The sequence below is a fragment of the Prauserella alba genome (assembly GCF_024171735.1).
In the GTDB taxonomy this organism is placed as follows: Bacteria; Actinomycetota; Actinomycetes; order Mycobacteriales; family Pseudonocardiaceae; genus Prauserella; species Prauserella alba.
This window is the reverse complement of the sequence record NZ_JAMTCH010000003.1, coordinates 1686739-1709261: the sequence shown is the minus strand read 5'-3', so window position 1 is coordinate 1709261 and position 22523 is coordinate 1686739. Positions and strand designations below refer to the sequence as shown.

The following is a 22523-nucleotide window of genomic DNA, read 5'->3' as shown; positions in this document are numbered from 1 at the left end:
TCGTCGTCCTGGGATGCGTCGTCGGGTTCGCTGTGTCCGGAGGCGCTGTGTCCGGGGCTGCTGCGCCTGCGGGGCGTGCGCAGCAGCGTCCGGAACCGGACGGAACGGCGATCTGGCGCGGCCTGCAACAGGATCCGGTGTACGTGATGCCCGGCGCGCAGGCCCGCTTCGACGACGCGACGATCCGGCAGCAACGCAGGCGTGCCGACGCCGAGGTCGCAGGGACCGTGTACATCGTGGTCGCGCCGATCGGCCGGTCGGGCATCTCCATCAGGAACGCGCTCGACGACCACCTCGGCGACCGCGACGAGTTGATCACTGTGGGCGGCCTGCAGGTGGGGACCGACTGGTTCGACTTCGCCGGCGGCCGGTACTACGGCGACGGGCCCGAGGGCGACTGGTCGATGGCCGTGAACCGCAGGCACGCCCGCACCGTCATGACGACCTACGACGTCACCGCGCCGCTGGTCGATGTCCTCGGCATGGCGCGCGGCGCCGAACCCGCGGCGGCTGCGCCGCCGCGCACACGCGAGCCGGCCCCACGGGACACCGTCGACCGGATCGCGGCCGACCTCGAGCGTGACCGGATCGCCGACGGCACGAGCCCCGACGGCATCGGTCACGGCGACATCGGGCGGCCGCCGTACGACGCCGAGGAGTTCGGCCGTTTCCGTATTGCCTACCTGCCGCCCACGCGTCCGGGACGGCCCGTGCCGGATCCGCTACCGGCGCTGTCGCAGCGGTTCCCCGACGACACCGTGGTCGTGGTCCGTGGGCTGTGGATCGACGCGGCCGGTCCCGGAGATCGCGGAGACATCGACACGGCTCTGCGGTACGCCAGGGACAACCGGAACGACGAACTGCTGTGGCTGGGCAGGCCCGCGTCCGCGGTCGGCGACTTCTACGAGCGGATCGGTCAGCTCCGCCGCGGCACACTCGATCCGCGTGGTGTGCCGGTGAAACCTCCGAGCGCGGACGAGACCGGTGGCGTCGTCGGTCCGTGGGTGTTCGCCGGGACGGGCGTCGCCATCGCCGGTGTCTCGGTGGGGGCGTGGTGGTGGCGTCGTCGACGTCGCCAGGAGTCGGATGCCAGGGCCTTCCGGATCGCGAGTGCGGAGTTGACGGCGGAACTGGCGCGGGTCGCCGCGGCGATCACGACGGCCGACGGCCACGGCGAACCTGCCCGCGGCCGGGCAGCCGCGGCGGAGCGATACGCCACGGCGGTCGACCTCGCGGAGCGGGCGACCACGGACGCGGAGCTGACGATCGCCCGTGACGTGGCCGGTGAGGCTCGCGGGATGCTGGAGGACGTGCGATGACCGGCGGTGCTTGGCGCACGGGCCTGCGGTGGCTGATCGGCGTTCTGCTGGTCGGCGGCGCGGTGTTCTCGATCGCGGGAGTGTTGATCCCGCTGCTCGCGGCGCCCGACGAACCGTCGTCGACGACATCGATCCCGGAGGCCGACCGGGCGATCGACGGGCTGCGGGAACGCAGCGTGTACGTCGAGTCCGGTGACGGGGCCGAGTGGCGACTCGACGTGCCCGCGGCGCGCGAGCTCATCGGCGATCGCCCGATCCTCGTCGCTGGGTTCGCGGGCAAGGACACGTTGCGGTCGGATGCGCCCTACTTCCGCGACGCGATCGCCGATGTGCAGCGGCGTCCCGGCGCTCTCGGCGACTTGGCCGAGTACGACGGTCCGATGGAGGCCACGTGCGCGGCGATCGCCGGGGAGTACCCGGACACGATGGTGGTCGTCCTGCATCCGCGTCCCGGTTTCGAGACCGCGTGTGCCGGGCCAGGGTTTCCTGCGCACGACTCCGAGGACGAGCCCGTGTCGTGGGCCGACGGCGTACTCGCCTCCGCTTCGGGCGCAGGTGATGCCCGTACGGGCGGTGCGGACAGGCTGCCACTCGTCGAGGGCCTCGTACCCGCCTACGAGACCGGCATCGAACGGTTCGACGCACCCCCGGTGGAGCGAGACCTGGCGGGGCCGTTCCGGGCACTGCGGATCTCGGCCTACGTGGTCGGTGGCGCCGTCGCGGCCGCGGCGCTCTTCCTCCTCGTGCGGCACGGGGTCACCGCCGGCGGCGCGTCGGTGGGGGAGAGCCGCCGTGGCCGCAGGGCCGCACGTGCCTCGGCGCAGGCCGACGTCCACGCGCTGGCGGACCGGGTCCTCGCACTCGAACGGGATCAGGCGGACCGGCTCCTGTCGGGGTCGGGGCCGCCCGATCCCGCCCACGTGCTCCGGCTGGCCGAGGGGTACCTCGACCTCGCCAGACGGATCGAGTCGGCCGAGACCACCGAGCAGTACGCGGAGATCTCGCGGCTGGCGCGGTCACTCCTCGACCCCGACCCCGACCCCGACGCCGACCCCGACGCCGACGCCGACGTCGTCGCGTCGCCGGCCTGAGGCGCCCGCGGCGAACGGCGAACGGGACTCGAACCGGCTCCGTCCCGGGCACACACGGCGTGCCCGGGACGGAGCAGAGCTACCTCGCTGCTTCCTTCGCTGCCTTCTCCGCTGCTCCGGTCGCCTCGGGGGTCGGGTCACTTGGTCCAGACGACGGGGTTCTCCTCGTAGTCGGGGGACTCGGTGAAGTGCACCTCGGCCACGTCGCCCCGCGCCGAGCCCTGGATGGTGCAGCTCTCGTAGGAAGCGCCCTGCTCGTTGAACTCCGACGACGCGTCCTCGCTCTCGCACTGGTCCACACCGCCCATCACGGTCAGGACGGCGCCGGTGGAATCACCACCGGCGAGCCGGCCGTCGAGGTCGACCCGCGAGTACTTCAGGTCGTCGCCGCCGACGTTCTCCACCGTGAACTCGATGTAGTACGGCGTGATGCGCTCGTCGATCGACGAACCGTCGCTCTTCTTGGGCAGGTCCGAGGGGGAGCCCTTCTTGACGTCGGTCACCGTGATGGCGACGGTGCCCTTCTTGTCATCGGTGTACTCGAACGGAACGACGGCGCGTTCGCCGACCTTGAGTTTCGTTCCGGGGGCGGTGATCTCGTCGTCGACGGGGAGCGCGCTGGCGTCCCCGCCGTCGGCCGACTCGGAGGCCTCGGCCGGTGCTGCACTGCTGGGCGGTGCGGAGCTCTGTTCCGGTGTCTGCTGGCCCGCGTCGGCGTCCTCCTCGCCGCCACAGGCCGAGAGGGCCAGACCCATCGTGGCCATTGCTGCCGCGGCGGCGATACGTCCCTTGCGCACGTTTACCTCACTCTGTGTTGTCGGCGCTGTCGACGTGACAGCCTTTGGCGGATTGACGCATCGGGCAAGTCCGACGTTCCGTACAGGCCGAAACGTGACCGGCAACACGTTGAGTAGTCACGGGATAGGGCGCGAGTCGGAGATCGACGCGCGCCGTCCCGCCGTGCGCATCGTCCCGTGCGACCGCGTACCCGCGGCCCGCACGACCACAGCTCGCCGCGCAGGCCGGGGTGCGAGCCAGGAACCGCACAAAAAAGGGCCGCCGGAACGAATGGCTCCGGCGGCCCCCTCGAACGCGGGTGGCGCGATCAGATCAGGCCGAGCTCCTTCACGGTGTCGCGCTCGTCGGTGAGCTCCTTGACAGAGGCGTCGATCTTGCCGCGGGAGAACTCGTCGATCTCCAGGCCCTGCACGATCTCGTACTTGCCGTTCTTCGTGGTGACCGGGAACGACGAGATGATGCCCTCCGGCACGTCGTAGGAACCGTCGGACGGGATACCCATCGAGACCCAGTCGCCCTCGGACGTGCCGTTGACCCAGTCGTAGACGTGGTCGATGGCGGCGTTGGCCGCCGACGCCGCGGACGAGGCGCCGCGAGCCTCGATGATCTCCGCGCCGCGCTTGGCCACACGCGGGATGAACTCGTCCTCGAGCCACTTCTGGTCGCCGACGGCCTCCGCGGCGTTCTTGCCGTTCACCTCGGCGTGGAAGATGTCCGGGTACTGCGTGGCCGAGTGGTTGCCCCAGATCGTGAGCTTCTTGATGTCGGCGACGCCGACGCCGAGCTTCGTGGCCAGCTGCGCCGCGGCACGGTTGTGGTCCAGCCGCGTCATGGCGGTGAAGCGCTCCTTGGGCACGTCCGGGGCGTGCGCCTGGGCGATCAGCGCGTTCGTGTTGGCCGGGTTGCCCACCACGAGGACCTTCACGTCGTCGGCAGCGCCGGCGTTGATGGCCTCACCCTGCGGCTTGAAGATGCCGCCGTTGGCCTCGAGCAGGTCGCCGCGCTCCATACCCTTGGCACGGGGGCGTGCGCCGACGAGCAGGCCGACGTTGGTGCCTTCGAAGGCCTTCTTGGCGTCGTCGAAGATGTCGACACCGGCCAGCAGCGGGAACGCGCAGTCCTCGAGTTCCAGCGCCGTGCCCTCGGCCGCCTTCACCGCCTGCGGAATCTCGAGCAACCGCAGCTTGACCGGCGTGTCCTGGCCGAGCAGCTGACCGGACGCGATGCGGAACAGCAGCGCATAACCGATCTGGCCGGCCGCGCCGGTGACGGTGACGTTGACAGGGGCCTGGGTCATAACGTTCTCCTGCTGATGGGTTCAGTGCTTGTACTCGGGATGCTATCCGGCGGTGCCGGATCCGGGCGGGTGCGTCGCCTCACCTGTAACGATTGAGCCGGGCCGAGGTGTGACGCCGAACGCTTTGCCGAGCGCGCCGACGGCCTCGTCGAGCTTGGCGAAGCTCGCCAGTACGACCCGCTGCGCCGCCTCGTCGTCGGGGCGGATGCCGTCGTCTCCCGGTGGCGGTTCGACGTGCCCCTGTGCGCCGGGGGAGTGGATGGCGTCCAGCAGCACGTCGATGTTGTGGGTGATCCTCGTGGTCACGGTGTCGAGCCGGTCGTCGAGCGCCAGCAGCCCGGGCCGGGCACGCGCGGCGATGTGCCGCGCCCGGAACGCGACGGCGTCGAGCGTGTCGAGCACGTACCAGCCGTAGTCCCGCCGTGCCGCCCGCAGGCTGATCGGGTGGGTGAGCGGTTCGACGACGGTACGCACCTGTTCGACGTCCCGGTCCAGCGTTCGCGACAGCTCGATGACGTTCACGTTGTCCACCCCGGACAGCAGAGCCCGCGCCTGTGTCACGTACTCCCGCAGATCGTCGAGCGCGGTCGCGACGTCGTCGAGCATCGCCGCCCGCGTGCGCACCGGCACGATCACGACGGCCGCCAGCACCCCGGAGGCTGCGCCGACCGCCGTCTCGGCGAGCCGCACACCGAGCACGTCGATGCTGAACGTGCCCAGGAGGCTGTAGAGCAGGCCGAGCATCGTGGTGATGAAGAACGTCATCCCGACCTGTGACGCACGGGCGAAGAACACCATGCCGAACACGCACACGAGGATCAGCACGATCGTGGCCGGTACGTTCCCGGCCACGGCGAGGGCGCACACTGCGCCCGCGAAGATCCCGACGATCGTGCCCACGATGCGGCGGGCACTCTTGATCAGCGTGGCGCCCGCACTCGACGTGCCGAGGAAGACGACGAACACGGTCAGCACCGCCCAGTACCACCGCTGATGCGACACCAGTTCGCCGCCGACGACGGCCAGTCCGCCACCCAGCACCGCCTGGATCGCACTGCGCGTCGTGTTGTCGTAGGCCAGCACCGGCGTGCGCTCGGGTTCCGCGCCGTCCGGCGGTTCCGGTTCGGCTGAGAAGTCGTTCTCGGCGATGCGCTGCGCGTTGAGGTCGGCGAGAGCCAGTTCGGCGATCGCGCGGCGCACGTCGTCACCGGGCTCGGTGCGGTCACCCAGTCTGCTGCCGCTGACGAGCAGTTCGCTGAACTCCCGGGTGTCGGCGATGACCGGAAGCTCACGCGGATCGCGCTCGATGAGGGAACGGAAGCGGTGCAACCGCGCCACGAGGTCGTCGCGCACCGCCTCGGCGAGGTCCTCGCCGCACGCTCTGCGAGTGGTGATCGCGAGCCACTGCGCGGCCAGCTCGACCTCCAGCGCCCGGCGCCGCAGGAGCGCGGCCGCCTTCGGATCGTCGAAGACGTCGCCGATCGTGTCCTCGATCAGCAGCACGGCCTCGTGCAACCGGTCGCCCGCCCGGCGGACCTGCTTCCCGGTGCGCTGCGTGCCGCCGGCGGCCAGGTGGTTCGCGGCGGCCGTGACGCTGGCGCTGAGCCTGGTGCGGAACGAACGGCGTATCGCGAGCAGCTCGCGGCCCGCCCTGCGCGGCAGCAGCACGAAACGCACGATCGCGTTCGCAGCCAGCCCGGTGGAGAGCGCCAGCAACAGGGCCGGCACGTGCTCGAGCCGTGTCTGCAGGAACATCGCGAAGAAGAACAGGAAGAACGGCGCCGAGCCGAGTGCGACGCCACGGGCGCCGAAACGCTGTGCGTAGACGGCCACGAAGATCAGCAGGACGAACACGATGCCGTCGAGCGGTGGCACGGCCTGGCCGAGACTCGCGGCCGTCAGCGCGGCGGAGCCGACGACGAACACGAGCCCGAGCGACACCGCCTGCCCGGCGGGCTCCGGGTCGCTGATCGTGAACGCGGCCATGAGCGCACCCACGGCTCCGACCAGTATCACCGGCAGCGGCAGGCCGACGGGAACGAGGACCGACACCGTGATCCCGATGCCGAGCACCGCCGACAGCGCGCGGCGGCTACGGCTCCACCCGGGATCCGAGGCGCGCAGCCGATCGACCGCGGTCTCCAGGACGGTGCCGATCATCCGTGCGATCCCGGCGGCACCACACGGAGGTCACCGCCTCCGCGCCCGTCGGTGCACCGCGTGCCGCGGGGTGTGCAGCCAGGCGGGCAACGGGAACCGGTATGAGCCACGCACCACACCGTAGACCGCAGGGGAAGCGCGTCCGGACGACACCACCGCCGCCCGGGCGGGCATCCCCTGATGGAGTGCCGCCCCTGCCGGAGCACCGCGTCGAGTCGCGGACACGCTGCACCGCGTTTACCGTCATGCATGGTGAGCAGCTACTACGGATCCGACGGGTACGAGTCCCACGGCGGACACGGCGACTACCGCCACGCGGACTCGGCGAAGCCACGTGTCAACGCGGGCACGCTGTGGGCGGGCGGCGCCGCGACCGCGCTCGTCGCCGCGCTGGTCGGGGTGGTCGCCACGCTGGTCGTCACCGGCGTGTTCGACATTCCCGTGATGGCCCCGGCGAACGCCGAAGGGGCCGTCGACTACATCGGCGCGGTCTGGCTGGCCGGATTCGGCGTCGTCGGTTCGCTGCTCGCAACGGTGCTGGCACATCTGCTGTTGCTGGTGGCGCCCCGGCCGATGGCGTTCCTCGGCTGGATCGTCGGCCTGGTGACGGTCGTGTTCGCGGTGTGGCCGTTCACGATCGCGGTCGAGATCGAGGTGCAGGTCGCCAGCGCCCTGGTGTACGTCGTCATGGGCATCGCCATCGGCTCGCTCGTCACCGGCATGGCGACGAAGGCCCTCGACGACTGAACACCGCCGGGACCGAGCACCGCCGGCACGATCCCGATCCCGGGGTGTGGGCCGATTCCCGGCTCAGCCGTACTTGCCCTGCACCGCGCTGTCGGCGATCGCGGTGACGACCTTGAACGCCTTCATCGCCTCGGTCATCGTCGCCGCCTCGAAAGCGATCCGCCGCAGGCCGGTTTCGGCCACCGTCGGCACGACCGCGGCGGCCTGCGCGAGATGGCTGGCGTCGAACTCGATCTCGATGCGGTGCGCGGCGACGACCGGCGCGACCCTGCCCGCACGGGCCATCGACCGCTCGGCCGCCTCGGCGATCCGGGAGGCCGTGACCGACGGCGGGTCGCACACCGCCGCGTACCGGCTCACGCATTCCTTGACGACGACGTGTTCTGCGTCGGGCGCGTACTCGGCGGCGTCGGCGCACGCCCGGTCGTCACCGGTGACCACGAGGACCGGCACGCCGTACTCGGCGGCCAGCGCGGTGTTGAGCCTGCCTTCGCTGGCTGGGACTTCGTCGAGCCACACGCCCGTGATGTGTGCGGGAAGGTAGGTGTGGGACAGCACGCCCTCGCACCCCGAACCCGCGTGGTAGCCCAGCAGGACGGCACCGTCCACACCGGAATCGACACCCTCCATCATGGACAGCGGCTTGTGCCTGCCGGTCAGCAGTCGTGCGCGGGTGTCGAGCTCCTCCAGGAGCAGGTTCCGTTGTGACAGGTGTGCCTCGTTGACGAGGGCGCCGCCGGCGCCACCCGCGCACAGGCCCGCGACAGCCGCGTTCACGTCACCGGTGAACAGCCCGCGGAACCGCTGCCACTGCTCGGTGCCGGGCACGACGTCGTCGGTCCAGGTCACGCCGGTGACGCCTTCCATGTCGGCGGAGATCAGGACGCGCGGTCCCGGGGTCGGACGGCCGGACTCGTTCGCGGGCGCAGGCTGTGTCATGGGCACAGGCTACGACGGCGGGCGGGCCAAAGGATCATGCCGCCGACGGTGTCGGATTCGACCGGAATCGTCGTATCCTGGGGTATGGCCACCGGCGTCCTCGTGCACGCTGCGATCTTCGTGGCACCGACGATCGTGGTGCTGCTCATCGTGCTGCTGCCGGGCGCCGCACGCCGCGCCGCCCAACGGCACCGGGCGGCCGGAGGGCCGATCCCGCGGCGCCGCGCCGTCCAAGTGGTGGCCGCCGACCTGCGCCGCGCCCACCACGCGCTCGTCACGCTCGAACCCGACGCGTCCCGCTTCCACCGGGACGAAGCCTGCGCCCGCTACGACGCGGTGCTGGCCGAGGCCTGCGCGATCGCCGACATCCCGGCAGACCGACTCGACGAGGCGACGGGCATCGACCGGGACATCGCGCGGCTCGAACTGGAGGAAGCGCTCATCCAGCATGGGCTCGCGCCGCACTGACGGTCCGGCCCACCGGCGCACCGCGCCCTGACGCGGGCACGTCCTTTCCGGGCGACGTTCCTACTTCCGTCTGTTTCCGGTGAGCAACCCGTGTGTAAAACGTTGACATCATGTTCGCGGGGGTGGTTACTTTTTGCGCTTCGGGTCATCCGCTCAGTCGACAACGAGGTGCAACGTGCGAACAGCTCGATCCCGCCGCGGCAGAGCCGTATCCGCCGCCGCGCTGACACCCCTGCTCGTGGCGGGGCCGTTCACTCCCGCGGCCGGCGCGCAGGAGACCGGCGACGACGAGCGGTCGGTACTCCGTGTCGCATTGGTGCAGGAGATCGACCACCTGAATCCGTTCACGGCGAGCTTCGCCTCCAGCACGATGATCGGCCGGATGACCTGGGAGTTCATGACGCCGCCCTCGGCCGAGGACGCCACCCCGTCCCCGGGAGTGGCCTCGGAGTGGGAGTCGTCGGAGGACGGGCTGACCTGGACCTACACGGTCAACCCGGACGTGACCTGGTCCGACGGTGAGGACGTCACGTCGGAGGACGTGAAGTTCACCCTCGAGAAGATCATGAACGACCCGGTGGCCGCGGAGGCCAACGGCAGTTACGTCGAGAACTTCGAGAAGGTCACCACCCCGGACGAGGACACGGTCGAGGTCCGGACCTCCGAACCGCAGGCGAGCATGACCGCCCTCGACATCCCGATCGTTCCCGAGCACGTCTGGTCGGACGTGGAGGACTTCGCCGCCCCGAAGACCGACACGCTCGAGTACGTCGGCGTGGGCAGCGGCCCGTTCGTGATCAGCGAGTACCAGCCCAACCGGTTCGTCAAGCTCGAAGCCAACGATCGATTCTGGCGCAGTGACGTCGCGGTCGACGAACTGCAGTTCATCCGGTTCGAGAACGCCGACGCCGCGGTCTCGGCGCTGCAGAGCGGCGAGGTGGACTTCGTCAACCGGCTCACCCCGGCACAGTTCGAGACGCTCGAAGGCAGCGACGGCATCACCACGAACTCCGCCAACGGACGCCGGTTCAGCGAACTCATGATCAACCCCGGGGCCGAGACCCGGGGCGGCGAGAGCATCGGCAACGGCCACCCCGCGCTGCGCAAGCAACAGGTGCGGCAGGCGATCGCCTACGCGATCGACCCCAAGACGCTCGTCGACCGCGTGCTCGGCGGGTACGGCCAACTGCCCGGCGGCCTCGTGCCACCGATCTACGACAAATTCCACTACGAGCCGTCCGAAGAGGACAAGTACACGCACGACCCCGGCCGCGCGAACCGGATGCTGGACGAGGCCGGCTACGAGAAGGGGCCCGACGGCATCCGCCGCGACGACGACGGCAGGCCCCTCGAACTGCGCCTGACGGGGCGCTCCAGTGAGGATTTCGACGTCCGCGCCGCCGACTTCATCGCGGGCTGGCTCGGTGACGTCGGCATCCGCGTCACGAAGAACCTGGTGTCCGACAACCAGGTCGACGAGCAGACCACCGCGGCCAACTACGACCTGGCCCTGTCCGGCTGGGGCACGAATCCCGACCCGGACTACATCCTCGCGAAGCAGACGTGCGATGCGCTGCCCACCTCGGACGGCAACGGCACGAGCAGCGCGTTCTACTGCGACCCCGCCTACGACGAGCTCTACCGCCGGCAACTCGCCGAGATGGACACCGACAAGCGCGCCGAGGCCGTCACGCAGGCCCAGGAGATGTACTACAAGGCGGCACCGAGCGTCGTCATCGCCTACGAGCAGGCCCTCGAGGCGTACCGCTCCGACCGGTGGGACGGCTTTCCCCGGCAGCCGAAGGGCGAGGGCGTCATCATGGAGCAGACCGGGTACTGGGGATTCGCGGGAGCCCGGCCGGTCGGCGGCGGTGAGGGTGGCGGCATGCCGACCGGCGCGTGGGTGGCCATCGGCGCGGTCGCGCTGGTCGTGCTCGCCGGCGGCGGCACGATGCTGGCGCGCCGCAAGGGTTCCGCGGACGACCGGGAGTAGGTAACAGCCGGTGACCACTGGCCCGACCGACCAGCACGCCGCCGACCCCGACGAACGGCGCAGCGGCACCTCCACGGTGCGGTACGTCGCGGGAAAGGTCGGCGGCGCGCTGGTGAGCCTCGTTTTCGTCGTGGCGCTGGGGTTCTTCCTGTTCCGGATGATCCCCGGCGACCCGCTCGTCACGATGACGCGGGAACGCCCGACCGGCCCGGAGCAACTCGCCCACCTGCGCGAACGACTGGGACTGGACCAGCCCGTCTGGCAACAGTTCCTCGACTACGTGGGCGGGCTGCTGCAGGGCGACTTCGGCACGTCCTACATGTACCGCAGGCCGGTGGGCGCCATGATCGCCGAACGGGTCTGGCCCACCCTGCTGCTGGTCGGGACCGCGACGGCGCTGGCCGTGGTGCTGGGGCTCTGGCTCGGGGTCCGCGCGGCGTGGCGGAGGGGCGGGCTGTTCGACCGTACGCAGACCGGCATCACCCTCGCGCTGTGGTCGATGCCGCAGTTCTGGCTCGGCCTGCTGCTGCTCATCGCCACGCAGGGCGTGTTCCCGAGCCGCGGCATGACCTCGGTCGACCCGCCGAACGGGTTCGTCATGCAGGCCCTCGACGTCGGGTGGCATCTGACGCTGCCGTGCCTGACGTTGCTGCTGGTGATCTACGCCCAGTACATGCTGGTCATGCGCTCATCCCTGCTCGAAGAGATGGGCGCCGACTATCTGCGGACGGCCAGGGCCAAGGGACTCCGCGACGATCTGGTGCGCAGGCGGCACGCGGTGCCCAACGCACTGCTGCCGACCATGACCCTGATCTTCCTGCAGTTCGGCATGGTCGTGTCCGGAACGGTGACCGTCGAGGCCGTGTTCTCCTGGCCGGGGCTCGGCCTGCTGACCTACGAGGCACTACGCGGACCCGATCTGCCCGTACTGCAAGGAGTGTTCGTGATCCTGGCCGGTTCGGTGATCGTGATGAACCTGGTCGCGGACCTGCTGTACCGCGTCGTCGACCCGCGGGTGCGTGCCTCATGAGCGCGCCGGTGTGGGCACGCAGGCGCGCGGCCGCGGCGCAGGGGTGGCGGCGGTTCCGGACCAACCGCGGCGGACTCTTCGGGGCCGCGTTCATCGCACTGCTCGTGGCGTTCTCGCTGCTGGCGCCGCTGCTGATCGATCAGGACGGCCTCGACGTCGTCAGCGCGACGGGCGGGTCGCTGGAGCCGCCGAGCGGTGAGTACTGGCTCGGCACGGACGAGTCCGGACGATCGGTGCTGTTGCTGACGCTGTGGGGCGCGCGGGTGTCCCTGCTGGTCGGATTCGCGGCGACCCTGCTGTCGGTGGTCGTGGGCACGCTCGTCGGCGTGGTGTCGGCGCACTTCGGCGGGTGGATCTCGGCGGTGCTGATGCGCATCACCGACTTCTTCCTCGTGCTGCCGGCACTGGTGCTGGCAGCGGTGCTGATGGCCGTGCTGCCCAAATCGATGTGGACCGTGATCATGGCGATCGGCATCACGTCGTGGCCGACCACCGCGCGACTGGTGCGGGCGCAGACGCTGGCGGTGGAGAGCAGGCCCTACATCGAACGGTCGAAGGCGCTGGGCGGCGGGCACACGCACATCATCGGCAACCACGTGCTCCCGTCGGTGCTGCCGCTGGTGTTCGCGAACACGACCCTCGTCGTCGGCGGGTCGATCATCGCCGAATCGACGTTGGCGTTCCTGGGCATGTCCGGCCCCGAGATCTCGTGGGGGTCGATGCTCGACCGTGCGAACCAGTCGGGCGCGGTGACGGCGGGTGCCTGGTGGTATCTGCTGCCACCCGGCGTCGCGATCGTGCTGGTGGTGCTGTCGTTCACCCTCGTGGGACGCGCGCTGGAGACCGTGCTCGACCCGCGCCTGAAGGGGGACCGGTGACACCGCTACTCGAACTGCAGGACCTCGGCGTCACGTACCGGACCGGCGAGGGCGACCTCCAGGCCGTACGCGGCGTCGACCTGACCCTGCAGCCGGGCGAGACCCTCGGCATCGCCGGCGAGTCCGGGTCCGGCAAGTCCACCGTCGTCGCCGGCGTGCTGCGGCTGCTGCCGAAGTCGGCGACCGTCACCGGCCGGGTCCTGCTCGACGGCGAGGACGTCGCCGCGATGCGCTGGGGCAGGCTGCGGGCCGCACGCTGGTCCGAGGCGTCGGTCGTGTTCCAGGGGGCGATGCACGCGCTCAACCCGGTGCAGCGGGTCGGCAGGCAGATCGCCGAACCGCTCCGGCTGCACACCGGGGCGAGCGCGACCGAGATCGACACGCGCGTGCGCGAACTGCTCGAACAGGTGGACCTCCCGCCCGCGAAGGCGCGGGCCTACCCGCACGAGCTGTCCGGCGGGCAGAAGCAGCGCGTCATGATCGCCATGGCCCTGGCGTGCGATCCGCGGCTCGTCATCGCCGACGAACCGACGACCGCGCTCGACGTGATCGTGCAGGCGCAGGTCCTCGACCTGCTCGGCAGGCTGGTTGCCGAGCGCGGGATCGGCCTCGTGTTCATCACCCACGACCTGTCGGTACTCGCCTCGGCCTGCAGCCGCATCGCCGTCATGTACCAGGGGCGCATCGTCGAGACCGGTGACGCGAAGGACGTCATCACGGCACCGCACCACGAACACACGCGGGCCCTCGCCGCCGCGTTCCCCGAGGTCGGCGACCCGGCGTCGCGGTACGCGCCCGCCACGTCGGAGCCACTGCCGCCGGAGGGGGAGCGGGACCCGCAGCAGCCGGTGCTGCTGTCGGCGCGGAACCTGCGGGTGCATTTCCGCGACCGCACCGGGACCGCCGTGGCCGCGGTGGACGGCGTCGATCTCGACGTGCAGCGGGACGAGATCGTCGCGCTCGTCGGGCAGTCCGGTTCGGGCAAGACCACGCTCGCCAGGACCCTGCTCGGCCTGCAGCAGCCGACGTCGGGCGAGGTGCACCACGACGGCAGGCCCGTGCCGGCCTCCGCATCCGGACTGCGGGACTACCGGCGCCACGTCCAGCTCGTGCTGCAGGACCCGAGCAGCGCGCTCAACCCGCGGCACACCGTGTACGAGTCCGTGGCCGAAGGCCCGCGCATCCACCGACTCGGCGGAAACGAGCGTGACATCGTCGTGGCCGCGCTGGAGGCCGCCGAACTCAGGCCGGCCGAGCGGTATCTGACGCGGCTGCCGCACGAACTCTCCGGGGGCCAGCGCCAACGTGTCGTGATCGCCGGTGCCCTGGCTCTGAATCCGAGTGTGCTGGTGGCCGACGAACCGGTCGCGTCGCTGGACGCCTCGGTGCGCGGGGAGATCCTCGGGTTGCTGTTGCGACTGCGCAGGCAGCTGGGCCTGGCCGCGCTGGTGATCACCCACGACCTGGGCCTCGCGTGGAACATCGCCGACCGGGTGGCGGTGATGTTCCGGGGAGAGCTCGTCGAGGTCGGCCCCGTGGAACAGGTGCTGCTGGAACCGCACCACGAGTACACGAAGAAGCTGCTCGCGGCACTGCCGTCACCCGGGCCGGACGACGCCCGGTACGCGGGTTGAACGCGGTCGCGAGCCTCGCACCATCGGAATACGCCGATACGCGTAGTGACGCCGGATACGTCGGGTGATATCAGGGCGTCCGAACGTGGTGTGTAACCTCGAAACCTAGTATGGCGACCACCACAGACCCCGTGCCCGGCGCCGGAACCCGGACCGGTAAGGGCCTTGCGGACACGTTCATCCCGGCCGACGCCGAGCGCGTCCCGGGACGGTTTCCGCTGCGCACCACGCTCATGGGCGTGGTCGGCAGCGTGCTGGTGCTGATCGCGTCGTTCGGTGCCGCCGGGGTACTGGTGCACGACCCGGTGCTCAGCGAGGGCCCGCTGTCGTGGATCCGGTACGGCCACGGCCAGGTCCTGATGACCGGGTTGCTGTACGCCGGGTTCGGCCTCGTCGTGTGGGCGTGGGTCCGGCTCGGCCGGTACGTGCTGGCGGGGCTGATCGGCGCCCGCCCGGTGGTGATCGCCGCGCTGTCCTGGATGGCGCCGCTGCTCGTCGCGCCGCCGCTGTTCACCCGGGACGTCTTCTCCTACCTGGGCCAGGGCGCGCAACTGCTGCACGGGCTCGATCCGTACGCCTACGGTCCGGCCGCGCTCGACACACTGCCCACGGTCGTGGAGAACGTGCATCCGCTGTGGCAGACGACGCCCGCACCGTACGGCCCGCTGTTCCTGTGGATCTCGCAGCACATCGTGGGCGCCACGGGCGAGAACATGATCGCAGGCGTGATCGTCACCCGGCTCGTCCTGCTGGTGGGCCTGGCCGCCGTGCTGTGGGCGCTGCCGAAACTCGTCCGCAAGCTCGGCGGCAACCTCGCGGTCACGATGTGGCTCGCGGTGGCCAGCCCGATGATGGTCATCCACCTCGTCGGCGGTCCCCACAACGACCTGCTGATGCTCGGTTTCCTCGCTGTCGGGGTGCTGCTGGCCCTCGAACGCAAGCACGCGCTCGCCATCGCGCTCGTCACGGTCGGGATGCTGATCAAGCCGACGGCTGCGATCGCCCTGCCGTTCCTGGTGTGGATCTGGGCCAACCACCTGCCGCCGGAGCGCAGCCTGTTCCGGCGCTTCGTCGCCGCCGTGACTCCCTCGCTGGGCATCTTCGGCGTGGTGTTCGTCGCCGGCACCTGGGCCTCGCTCGGTTCGTTCAACCTCGGCTGGTTCGCCGGCCTGTCCGCACCGCAGATCATCGTCAACTGGCTGAACTTCCCGAGCGGTGTCGGCGAGGCCGTGCACACCCTCGTGAAGACGATCGTCGACGTGCCGCCGGGGCCGTTCATCGACGTGGCGCGCGGTCTCGGCTGGCTGGCGCTCGCCGCCATCGCCGTGCGGCAGTGGTGGCTGGCACGCCACGGTGACGCCAACACCACGATCTTCCGGATGGGGATCGCGCTGCTGACGGTGGCGATCTTCGCGCCGCCGACACTGCCGTGGTACCTCACCTGGGGCTTCATGATCCTGGCGCTGTTCCGGTGGAAGCGGACCCACCTGGCCGCGGTGGTCGGGATCAGCGTGTTCCTCGTGCTCGTGTACTACCCGACGGGCGAACAGAGCCTGTACCACTGGTGGTTCATCCTGGGCGTCGTCGCGGCGAGCCTGTACGCGGCCGCGTCCCTGCTCAAACCCGACCCGCTGGGCCTGGTGGCCGCGTGGCGGCGGCCCGACGTGCGCCGCCCCGAACTGCCGCTCAGCTCGCCGACCAGCCGCTCCACGCGCTGACGGCGATCACCACCACCGGACCACGCGGCGGGCTGTCCTCGTACTGGGGGTAGCGCGCGGTCAGCGCGCGGATCGCCGGCAACCGGTCCGCCCCGTCGTCGTGCACGGCCGCGGTGCCGTCGGCGCGCACCCACCAGAGCCTGCGCCAGTCGTCCTCGTAGTGATCGACCAGTAGCGACACCCGCGGGTTCTCGGTGATGTTGCGCAGCCGCCGCAAGTTCAGTGTCGACTTGGGCTTGTCGTCGATCGCGAACACCACGGTGTCGCCCTCGACCGCGAAGGTCACCGGCACGAGATGGGGCACCCCCGCCGCATCGGCGGTGGCGAGTGTCGCCACCCGCGCGGATCGGAACCTGGACCGGGCGTCGACCGGATCGAGCTTCATGACCCGAGCGTAGGCCGGTACGACGTCAGGAGTTGACCACGAGGTGGGCGGCGTCGGCGTCCAACGTCGCCCTGACGCCCAGCGGAACGGTGAGCGCGCCCTTGTGGTGGCCGAAACCCAGCTCCCACACCATCGGCACGCCGAGCGGGCCGAGACGCTCCAGGACCAGGGCCTCGACGTCGTCGGTGGCGCCGCACTCCGCCCACGATCCGAGCGCGATCCCGGCGACACCGTCGAACCACCCGGACCGCAACAGCTGCGTCAGCATCCGGTCGATCCGGTAGAGGTCCTCACCCACGTCTTCGAGCAGCGCGATCGCGCCGGCGGCGCGCTGCTGCTCCGGCGTACCCGTGCTCGCGGCGAGCAGGCTGAGGTTGCCACCCACCGTGGGGCCGGTGGCCGTGCCGGCCGCGAGGGTGCGCGCGGACGGTCCGCGCACGGTCCTGGTCCCGCCGGGATCGAACAGCGCCTCGCGCAGACTTTCGGCCGCGACGTCGTCGAACAGGGTCGAGGCAGGCATCGTCGAGAACACGGTCGGCGCACCGAGGTGATGCGCGAGCGCGGCGTGGAGCGCCGTGATGTCGCTCGACCCGGCGAACGGCTTCGGCCCGGCGGCCCGGACGGCCGCCCAATCGATCAGGTCGATCATGCGCTGGGCGCCGTACCCGCCACGCGCCGCAACCACGGCCGCGACGTCGTCCCGTGTCCACGCCGCGGTGAAGTCGGCTGCGCGCTGCTGATCGGTTCCCGCGAGATACGGATACCGGGGGTGGCGGGCACGGACACCGTCGAACACCTCGACCCGCAGCCCCCACGCGGTGAGTGCGCCGACCGCCTGATCCGCGAGCTCGTCGGCGATCGGCCCCGACGGGGCGACCAGCGCCACGGTGTCGCCCTGCCGGAGGGCACGCGGCGTCATCGGCGCAGCTCCAGCGTCGGAACGTCCGGAGTGGCGAAGCCGAACACCCGCCCGTAGAAGGCCAGTTCCGCCTGCAGCGCGGCGACGATGGTGGCAGCACTGCGGAAGCCGTGCTGCTCGCCCTCGAACGGGAGATAGGCGTGCGGGATCCCGCTGCCCTCCAACGCCTCGACGAACCGTTCGGCCTGGTCGGGAGGGCAGATCTCGTCGTCGAGCCCCTGCAGCAACAGCACCGGACCCGCCAGCCCGTCGAGGTTGTGCGTGGGGGAGCGGACGCGGTACCGCTCGGCCGTCTCCGGAAGCGGCCCGACGAGCCCGTGGACGTACTGCGACTCGAAGTCGTGGACCTCGCCGCCGGTGCCTGTCCACTGGGCCAGGTCCAGGATCGGGAACTTGATCGTCGCCGCACGGTAGGCACCGGTCGACGTCATCGATGCGGCCGCCGTGAACCCGCCTGCGCTGCCGCCACGGATCGCGATCCGCTCGGGGTCGGCGGTGCCCTCCGCCGCGAGGGCGCGGGCGACGGCGGCACAGTCGGCGACATCGACGACGCCCCACTGCTCGCGCAGCCGTTCCCGGTAGTCCCTGCCGTAGCCGACGGACCCGCCGTAGTCGACGGCCACGACGCCGATGCCGCGGCTGGTGAAGTAGGAGAAGTCCAGGTCGAGCACCGGGTGGTTCCGGCCGGTCGGGCCGCCGTGGGCGTGCACCAGGTACGGCGGCCGTGCCCCCTCCGGGCCGGCGTGCTCCGGGTGCGTCGGCGGATAGACGTAGGCGGGCACGGCGTGACCGTCGGCGGTGCGGAAGGTGCGCTCCTGCGGCACCGACAGGTACTCGGCGGGCGGCAGCTCGGGCTGCGACGTGAGGTGGGTGACCGTCCCGTCGGCGGGCCGTACTCGGACGACGGCGCTCTCCGCGTGCGGCCCCGCCGCGATACCGACGACGTCACCGTCGGCGACCGCAATCGACGGTGACCACGCCGTCAGTTCCGGGGCGACGGGCGTGAGCGTGCCCGAGGCCGTGTCGAGCACCGACAGCCGGCCGGACGCCAGCACCGCGTACCGGTCCCGGTCGAGCGGTGCCAGCCACCGCCCGCCCGTCTTCCACAGCGCCCCGCCCAGTTCGGCCTCGACGGGGGCGAGCGCGAGCAGGCCGGCGTCGCCGTCTCCGCCGTCCAGCGGCACCCGGTGCAGGTTCCACCAGCCCGAGGGATCGGCCAGCGCGAGCAGTTCACCCGCAGGCCCCCACTCCAGCTGGCACACCGAAACGCCGTCGCCGCCCGCCACGACGCGGTGCGGGCCGAGACCGCCGTCGGCGCCGACCTCGGCCACGCACACGGCCGTCTCGTCCCACGGCATCGCGGGGTGGTCCCAGCCGAGCCAGGCCGCGTGGCGACCGTCGGGGGAGAGCTGTGGGGAGGTGAGGAAGTGGTGGGTGGCGGCCAGCGACCGGATCTCACCCTCGCGGTCCACGGAGACCAGGTCACGGGCGATGTCGGTGCGCCGTGGCCCCGTGACCGTCTCGCGCACCGCCCACACCACGCCGCCCGGCCCCGGGCGCAGATCGCCGTAACGGAACCCGTGTTCGACGTCCGGCTCCGGCGTCAGCGGCCGCACCGGCCCCGGCGTGGCACCGGAGCCGTCCGGCAACGGCCGGGCGTAGATCCGCTGGTCATCCCAGTGGGTGAAGGCGAGCGTGTCGGCGGCGACCGTCCACGGCCTGCCGCCGTACTCGTGCAGCCGGTTCCGCACGTTCCACGGAGCAGGCAGGACGTCCTCGGCACGCCCGTTGTCGCCGGCGCGCACCAACGCGACCCTGCCGGCCTCGGCAGGACGGGCCTCGGCCCACCACACCTCGGGTCCCCGAGCGGGCCCGGCGGCGCGGGCGACGTCGAGCCACTGCGGCGTCACACCAGCCGCGGCCACGTCATCGGCGGTGATCGGAGACGGCCAGGTACCGAACGGAGCGATCACAGGCATGCGCGCCAGCTTAGGGGAGCACGCTGCACCGGTGGGGCGAAGATCATGCGACGAGTCGCACCCGGACGCGACCCGGCGCGGAACTTGGCTTAGGGTCGGAGGTGCCATGGCTCGTGTCATCCACGTCTTCCGCCAGCCCGACCGGTTCGTCGCAGGAACCGTCGGGGAACCAGGCGATCGCACCTTCTACCTGCAGGCCACCGAGGACACGCGGACGATCAGCGTGACCATCGAGAAGCAGCAGGTGTCGGTGCTCGCCGAACGGCTGAGCTCCCTGCTCGAGGAGATCGCCAGCAGATTCGACGCCGAGGTGCCGGAAGAGGCCCCGGACGAGCTCCTCGACAACGAGCCGCTCAGCGTGCCCGTCGAGGAGGAGTTCCGCGTCGGCACCATGGGTCTGGGCTGGGACGCCGACAGCCAGGCCGTCGTCGTCGAACTGCTCGCCGTGACCGAGGGCGAAGTGGACGAGACCGTCGTGCTCGACGACACCGAGGAGGGCCCCGACGCCGTGCGGGTGTTCCTGACCCCGCCCGCGGCGCGTGCCTTCGCCTCGCGTGCCGACCGCGTCGTCAGCGCGGGCCGGAAACCGTGTCCGCTGTGCGGTGAGCCGCTCGACCCCGCCGGCCACATCTGCCCGCGGCAGAACGGCTACCGACGCGACTCGGAACTGACCGACGAGAGCTGAGCCGAGGTGGCAGAGGCGCACAGCGAGCCCGGCGGGACCGTCGACCCGGCGGACCCGGCCGTCGCGGAGCTGATCGCGCGCGGCCGGCTCGATGTCCGGGGCAGGGTCGTCGATGCGTCGAACCTGACCCTGTTCGGCACCGTGGAACTCGACGGGGCCGAAGCCGACGTGGTCTACAAGCCCGTGACCGGGGAGCGGCCGCTCTGGGACTTCCCCGACGGCACCCTCGCAGGCCGCGAGGTCGCCACCGCGCTCATCGCCGAGGCTGCCGAGATCGGCAGGGTGCCGCCGACCGTGCTGCGGGACGGCCCGTTCGGCGAGGGCATGGTGCAGCTGTGGATCGACGTGACGGAACGCGAACTGGTGGACGTCCTCGCCCCAGAAGAGCTGCCAGAGGACTGGCGCGTCGTCCTCCGCGCCGAGGATCAGGAGGGCCGGCCGCTCGTGGTCGCGCACGCCGACGAGGAGGAGCTGCGCGAGCTGGCGATCCTCGACGTCGTCGTCAACAACACCGACCGCAAGGGCGGGCACATCCTGCCGGGGCCGGGCGACCGGAGCTACGGCATCGACCACGGCATCTGCCTGCACGCCGAGCCGAAACTGCGCACCGTGCTGTGGGGCTGGGCAGGCGAACCGCTGGGCGACGACGTGCTGGACAAGCTGCGGAAACTTCGCTGGGCCCTCGACCGCGACCTCGGCACCACGATGGCGCAGCACCTGAACCGCAGCGAGATCGCCGCGCTCGCGACCCGCACGGACGGCCTGATCGAGGCCGGGACCTTCCCGGTGCCCAGCGGTGAATGGCGTGCGATCCCCTGGCCGCTGTTCTGACCCGAGCCTGCGCGGCGTGACCGGGGCCGGTCGCGCCGCGGCCGCACCGCACGGCAGCAGGCCGCCCGACAGCCTCCCGGGCCGGAGGGCGTGGCGCTCCCCGGATCTCGCCTCCGGGGCGGCTAGGTTTCCGGTTCGTGCGTTCCCATTCCTACGGCGACATCATGTCCGGTTCCCGCAAGCGCAAGATCCCCGAGGTTCCCGCCGAGCCGGGCCTCGTCGTGGAGGACCCGGCGAGCGGATTCTGCGGTGCGCTCGTCCGGCTCGAACACGGCAACGCGGTCCTGGAGGACCGCAGCGGCAAGCACCGGGTGTTCCCGCTCGGCCCCGCGGCGTTCCTGCTCGACGGCAAACCCGTCACCCTCGTACCCGCGCGCACCCCGAAGCCCGCCGCACCGCAGCGCACACAGTCGGCGTCCGGTTCCGTACACGTCGACGGGCTGCGGGCCCGCGTGGCGAGGGACTCGCGCATCTGGGTCGAGGGCAAGCACGACGCCGAGCTCGTCGAACGCATCTGGGGGCACGATCTGCGGGTCGAGGGTGTGGTCGTCGAACCGCTGGACGGGGTCGACGTGCTCTCCGACGCGATCGCCGAGTTCGGCACCGGGCCGGGGCGGCGGCTCGGCGTACTCGTCGACCACCTCGTTCCCGGGAGCAAGGAGTCCCGGATCGTCGAGGGGATCACCGACCCGCACGTGATGATCACCGGCCATCCGTACGTGGACATCTGGGAGGCGGTCAAACCCGACGTACTCGGGATCGAGGCGTGGCCGCGAATCCCGAAGGGCGTCGAGTGGAAACGCGGCGTGTGCGATGCGCTCGGCTGGGGCGAGACCTATGAGGGCTGGCAGCGGGTGCTGGCGGCCGTCGGCAGCTTCCGTGACGTCGAAACGCCCCTCATCGGCGCGGTCGAGCGGCTCATCGACTTCGTCACCGAGCCCGCCGACTGAGCCGGAGCCGCTCACGGCGGCCCCGGTGACGTCGGAGGTGCGTTCGCGGCCGCCCGGACTGTAGGCTGAACGAGTGAGGTCAGTCGGTGCCCGCGGTACCGGGCGAGGTCACACCTCGATCACGTACTGTGATCCGGTTCATCTCGCCGAATCGCATCTGGGAGCATGTGCGCATGACAGCGGCGCTCATCTGGCTCATCGTCGGCATCGCTCTGATCGTGGCCGAGGTGCTGTCGGGCGACTTCGTCCTGCTCATGCTCGGTGCCGGGGCGCTCGCCGCGGCCGGAGCGGAGGCGGTCACGGGCAACATCTACATCGATGTCGCCGTGTTCGCGATCGTCTCGACAGGCATGCTGGGGCTCGTCCGGCCCGCGCTCAAACGGCGCTTCCTGGCCGGGCCCGGCATCAAGACGAACGCCGAGGCACTGGTGGGAAGTCAGGCCGTGGCGATGTCCGAGGTGGACTCGCACGGCGGCCAGGTGAAGCTCGCCGGCGAACCCTGGTCCGCACGGACCCTGACCGAAGGTGACGTCATCGAGGCGGGCACCCACGTGACCGTCGTGGAGATCCAGGGGGCCACCGCCATCGTGTCCGCCGCGATCTGACGTGACGGCCGCATCCGATGCGGTGCCACCCGGCGCGCATCGGGCCGGCGCCGCTCCACAGAACCGAATAGCCGCCGACCGGGAGCGTGCACGCATC

General features: G+C 71.1%; 20 protein-coding genes. 13 read left to right on the top strand and 7 right to left on the bottom strand.

Features of this window, described 5'->3' with window-relative positions; all coding sequences use genetic code 11:
• Nucleotides 1–47 precede the first annotated feature (47 nt).
• Together LY12_RS07855 and LY12_RS07850 are read left to right on the top strand one after the other, a co-directional pair.
• Nucleotides 48–1319 (top strand): hypothetical protein, encoded by a 1272-nt coding sequence (locus tag LY12_RS07855; protein ID WP_253854396.1) that lies wholly within the window; start codon nt 48–50, stop codon nt 1317–1319.
• Complete coding sequence (locus LY12_RS07850) at nt 1316–2410, top strand: hypothetical protein (RefSeq protein WP_253854394.1); 1095 nt, start codon at nt 1316–1318, stop codon at nt 2408–2410. The genes LY12_RS07855 and LY12_RS07850 overlap by 4 nt, the downstream gene beginning before the upstream one ends.
• Nucleotides 2411–2547: 137 nt before the next feature.
• On the opposite strand, the gene LY12_RS07845 is transcribed toward LY12_RS07850, so the two are convergent.
• The 3 genes from LY12_RS07845 to LY12_RS07835 all read right to left on the bottom strand — a co-directional run bounded on the left by LY12_RS07845 (nt 2548) and on the right by LY12_RS07835 (nt 6665).
• On the bottom strand, nt 2548–3207 hold the full coding sequence (locus LY12_RS07845) for a hypothetical protein (RefSeq protein ID WP_253854392.1): 660 nt from the start codon (nt 3205–3207) through the stop codon (nt 2548–2550).
• Between the two features lie 308 nt (nt 3208–3515).
• The gene (locus LY12_RS07840; RefSeq protein ID WP_253854390.1) at nt 3516–4505 is read right to left on the bottom strand and encodes a malate dehydrogenase; all 990 of its coding nucleotides are present in this window, start codon (nt 4503–4505) and stop codon (nt 3516–3518) included.
• A gap of 42 nt (nt 4506–4547) precedes the next feature.
• Nucleotides 4548–6665, bottom strand: coding sequence for an FUSC family protein (locus tag LY12_RS07835; RefSeq protein ID WP_253854388.1), 2118 nt, complete (start codon nt 6663–6665; stop codon nt 4548–4550).
• A gap of 252 nt (nt 6666–6917) precedes the next feature.
• Between LY12_RS07835 and LY12_RS07830 the strand changes: the two genes are divergently transcribed.
• Nucleotides 6918–7412 (top strand): DUF6069 family protein, encoded by a 495-nt coding sequence (locus LY12_RS07830; RefSeq protein ID WP_253854386.1) that lies wholly within the window; start codon nt 6918–6920, stop codon nt 7410–7412.
• A 63-nt stretch (nt 7413–7475) separates the two neighbouring features.
• On the opposite strand, the gene LY12_RS07825 is transcribed toward LY12_RS07830, so the two are convergent.
• A complete protein-coding gene (locus LY12_RS07825) occupies nt 7476–8351 on the bottom strand; it encodes a M55 family metallopeptidase (RefSeq protein WP_253854384.1) in 876 nt (291 codons plus the stop codon).
• Between the two features lie 48 nt (nt 8352–8399).
• Between LY12_RS07825 and LY12_RS07820 the strand changes: the two genes are divergently transcribed.
• The 6 genes from LY12_RS07820 (at nt 8400) to mptB (ending at nt 16072) form a co-directional block, all read left to right on the top strand.
• On the top strand, nt 8400–8819 hold the full coding sequence (locus tag LY12_RS07820; RefSeq protein ID WP_253854382.1) for a hypothetical protein: 420 nt from the start codon (nt 8400–8402) through the stop codon (nt 8817–8819).
• Between the two features lie 175 nt (nt 8820–8994).
• On the top strand, nt 8995–10812 hold the full coding sequence (locus LY12_RS07815; RefSeq protein WP_253854381.1) for an ABC transporter substrate-binding protein: 1818 nt from the start codon (nt 8995–8997) through the stop codon (nt 10810–10812).
• A 10-nt stretch (nt 10813–10822) separates the two neighbouring features.
• A complete protein-coding gene (locus LY12_RS07810) occupies nt 10823–11842 on the top strand; it encodes an ABC transporter permease (protein WP_253854380.1) in 1020 nt (339 codons plus the stop codon).
• Nucleotides 11839–12720 (top strand): ABC transporter permease, encoded by an 882-nt coding sequence (locus LY12_RS07805; protein ID WP_253854379.1) that lies wholly within the window; start codon nt 11839–11841, stop codon nt 12718–12720. The genes LY12_RS07810 and LY12_RS07805 overlap by 4 nt, the downstream gene beginning before the upstream one ends.
• Nucleotides 12717–14354 (top strand): dipeptide ABC transporter ATP-binding protein, encoded by a 1638-nt coding sequence (locus LY12_RS07800; protein WP_253854378.1) that lies wholly within the window; start codon nt 12717–12719, stop codon nt 14352–14354. Before LY12_RS07805 ends, LY12_RS07800 begins: the two co-directional genes overlap by 4 nt.
• A 110-nt stretch (nt 14355–14464) precedes the next feature.
• On the top strand, nt 14465–16072 hold the full coding sequence (gene mptB / locus LY12_RS07795) for a polyprenol phosphomannose-dependent alpha 1,6 mannosyltransferase MptB (protein WP_253854377.1): 1608 nt from the start codon (nt 14465–14467) through the stop codon (nt 16070–16072).
• Here the strand turns inward: mptB and LY12_RS07790 are convergent.
• The 3 genes from LY12_RS07790 to LY12_RS07780 are packed head-to-tail and all read right to left on the bottom strand — an operon-like array spanning nt 16041 to nt 19355.
• Nucleotides 16041–16457 (bottom strand): TIGR03668 family PPOX class F420-dependent oxidoreductase, encoded by a 417-nt coding sequence (locus LY12_RS07790; protein ID WP_253854376.1) that lies wholly within the window; start codon nt 16455–16457, stop codon nt 16041–16043. The genes mptB and LY12_RS07790 overlap by 32 nt on opposite strands.
• Before the next feature lie 25 nt (nt 16458–16482).
• A complete protein-coding gene (locus LY12_RS07785; protein ID WP_253854374.1) occupies nt 16483–17376 on the bottom strand; it encodes a S66 peptidase family protein in 894 nt (297 codons plus the stop codon).
• A complete protein-coding gene (locus LY12_RS07780; RefSeq protein ID WP_253854371.1) occupies nt 17373–19355 on the bottom strand; it encodes a S9 family peptidase in 1983 nt (660 codons plus the stop codon). Before LY12_RS07780 ends, LY12_RS07785 begins: the two co-directional genes overlap by 4 nt.
• A 106-nt stretch (nt 19356–19461) precedes the next feature.
• Here LY12_RS07780 and LY12_RS07775 point away from each other — a divergent pair, with 106 nt between their 5' ends.
• From LY12_RS07775 to LY12_RS07760, 4 genes are all read left to right on the top strand, one after another.
• On the top strand, nt 19462–20040 hold the full coding sequence (locus LY12_RS07775) for a DUF3090 domain-containing protein (RefSeq protein ID WP_253854369.1): 579 nt from the start codon (nt 19462–19464) through the stop codon (nt 20038–20040).
• Nucleotides 20041–20046: 6 nt separating this feature from the next.
• Entirely contained in the window at nt 20047–20871 is an 825-nt protein-coding gene (locus LY12_RS07770; RefSeq protein ID WP_253854367.1) for an SCO1664 family protein, read from the top strand.
• Nucleotides 20872–21008: 137 nt separating this feature from the next.
• Nucleotides 21009–21821, top strand: coding sequence for a DUF3097 domain-containing protein (locus tag LY12_RS07765; RefSeq protein ID WP_253854365.1), 813 nt, complete (start codon nt 21009–21011; stop codon nt 21819–21821).
• 173 nt (nt 21822–21994) lie between these two features.
• The gene (locus LY12_RS07760; protein ID WP_253854363.1) at nt 21995–22426 is read left to right on the top strand and encodes an NfeD family protein; all 432 of its coding nucleotides are present in this window, start codon (nt 21995–21997) and stop codon (nt 22424–22426) included.
• The last annotated feature ends 97 nt before the right edge of the window (nt 22427–22523 follow it).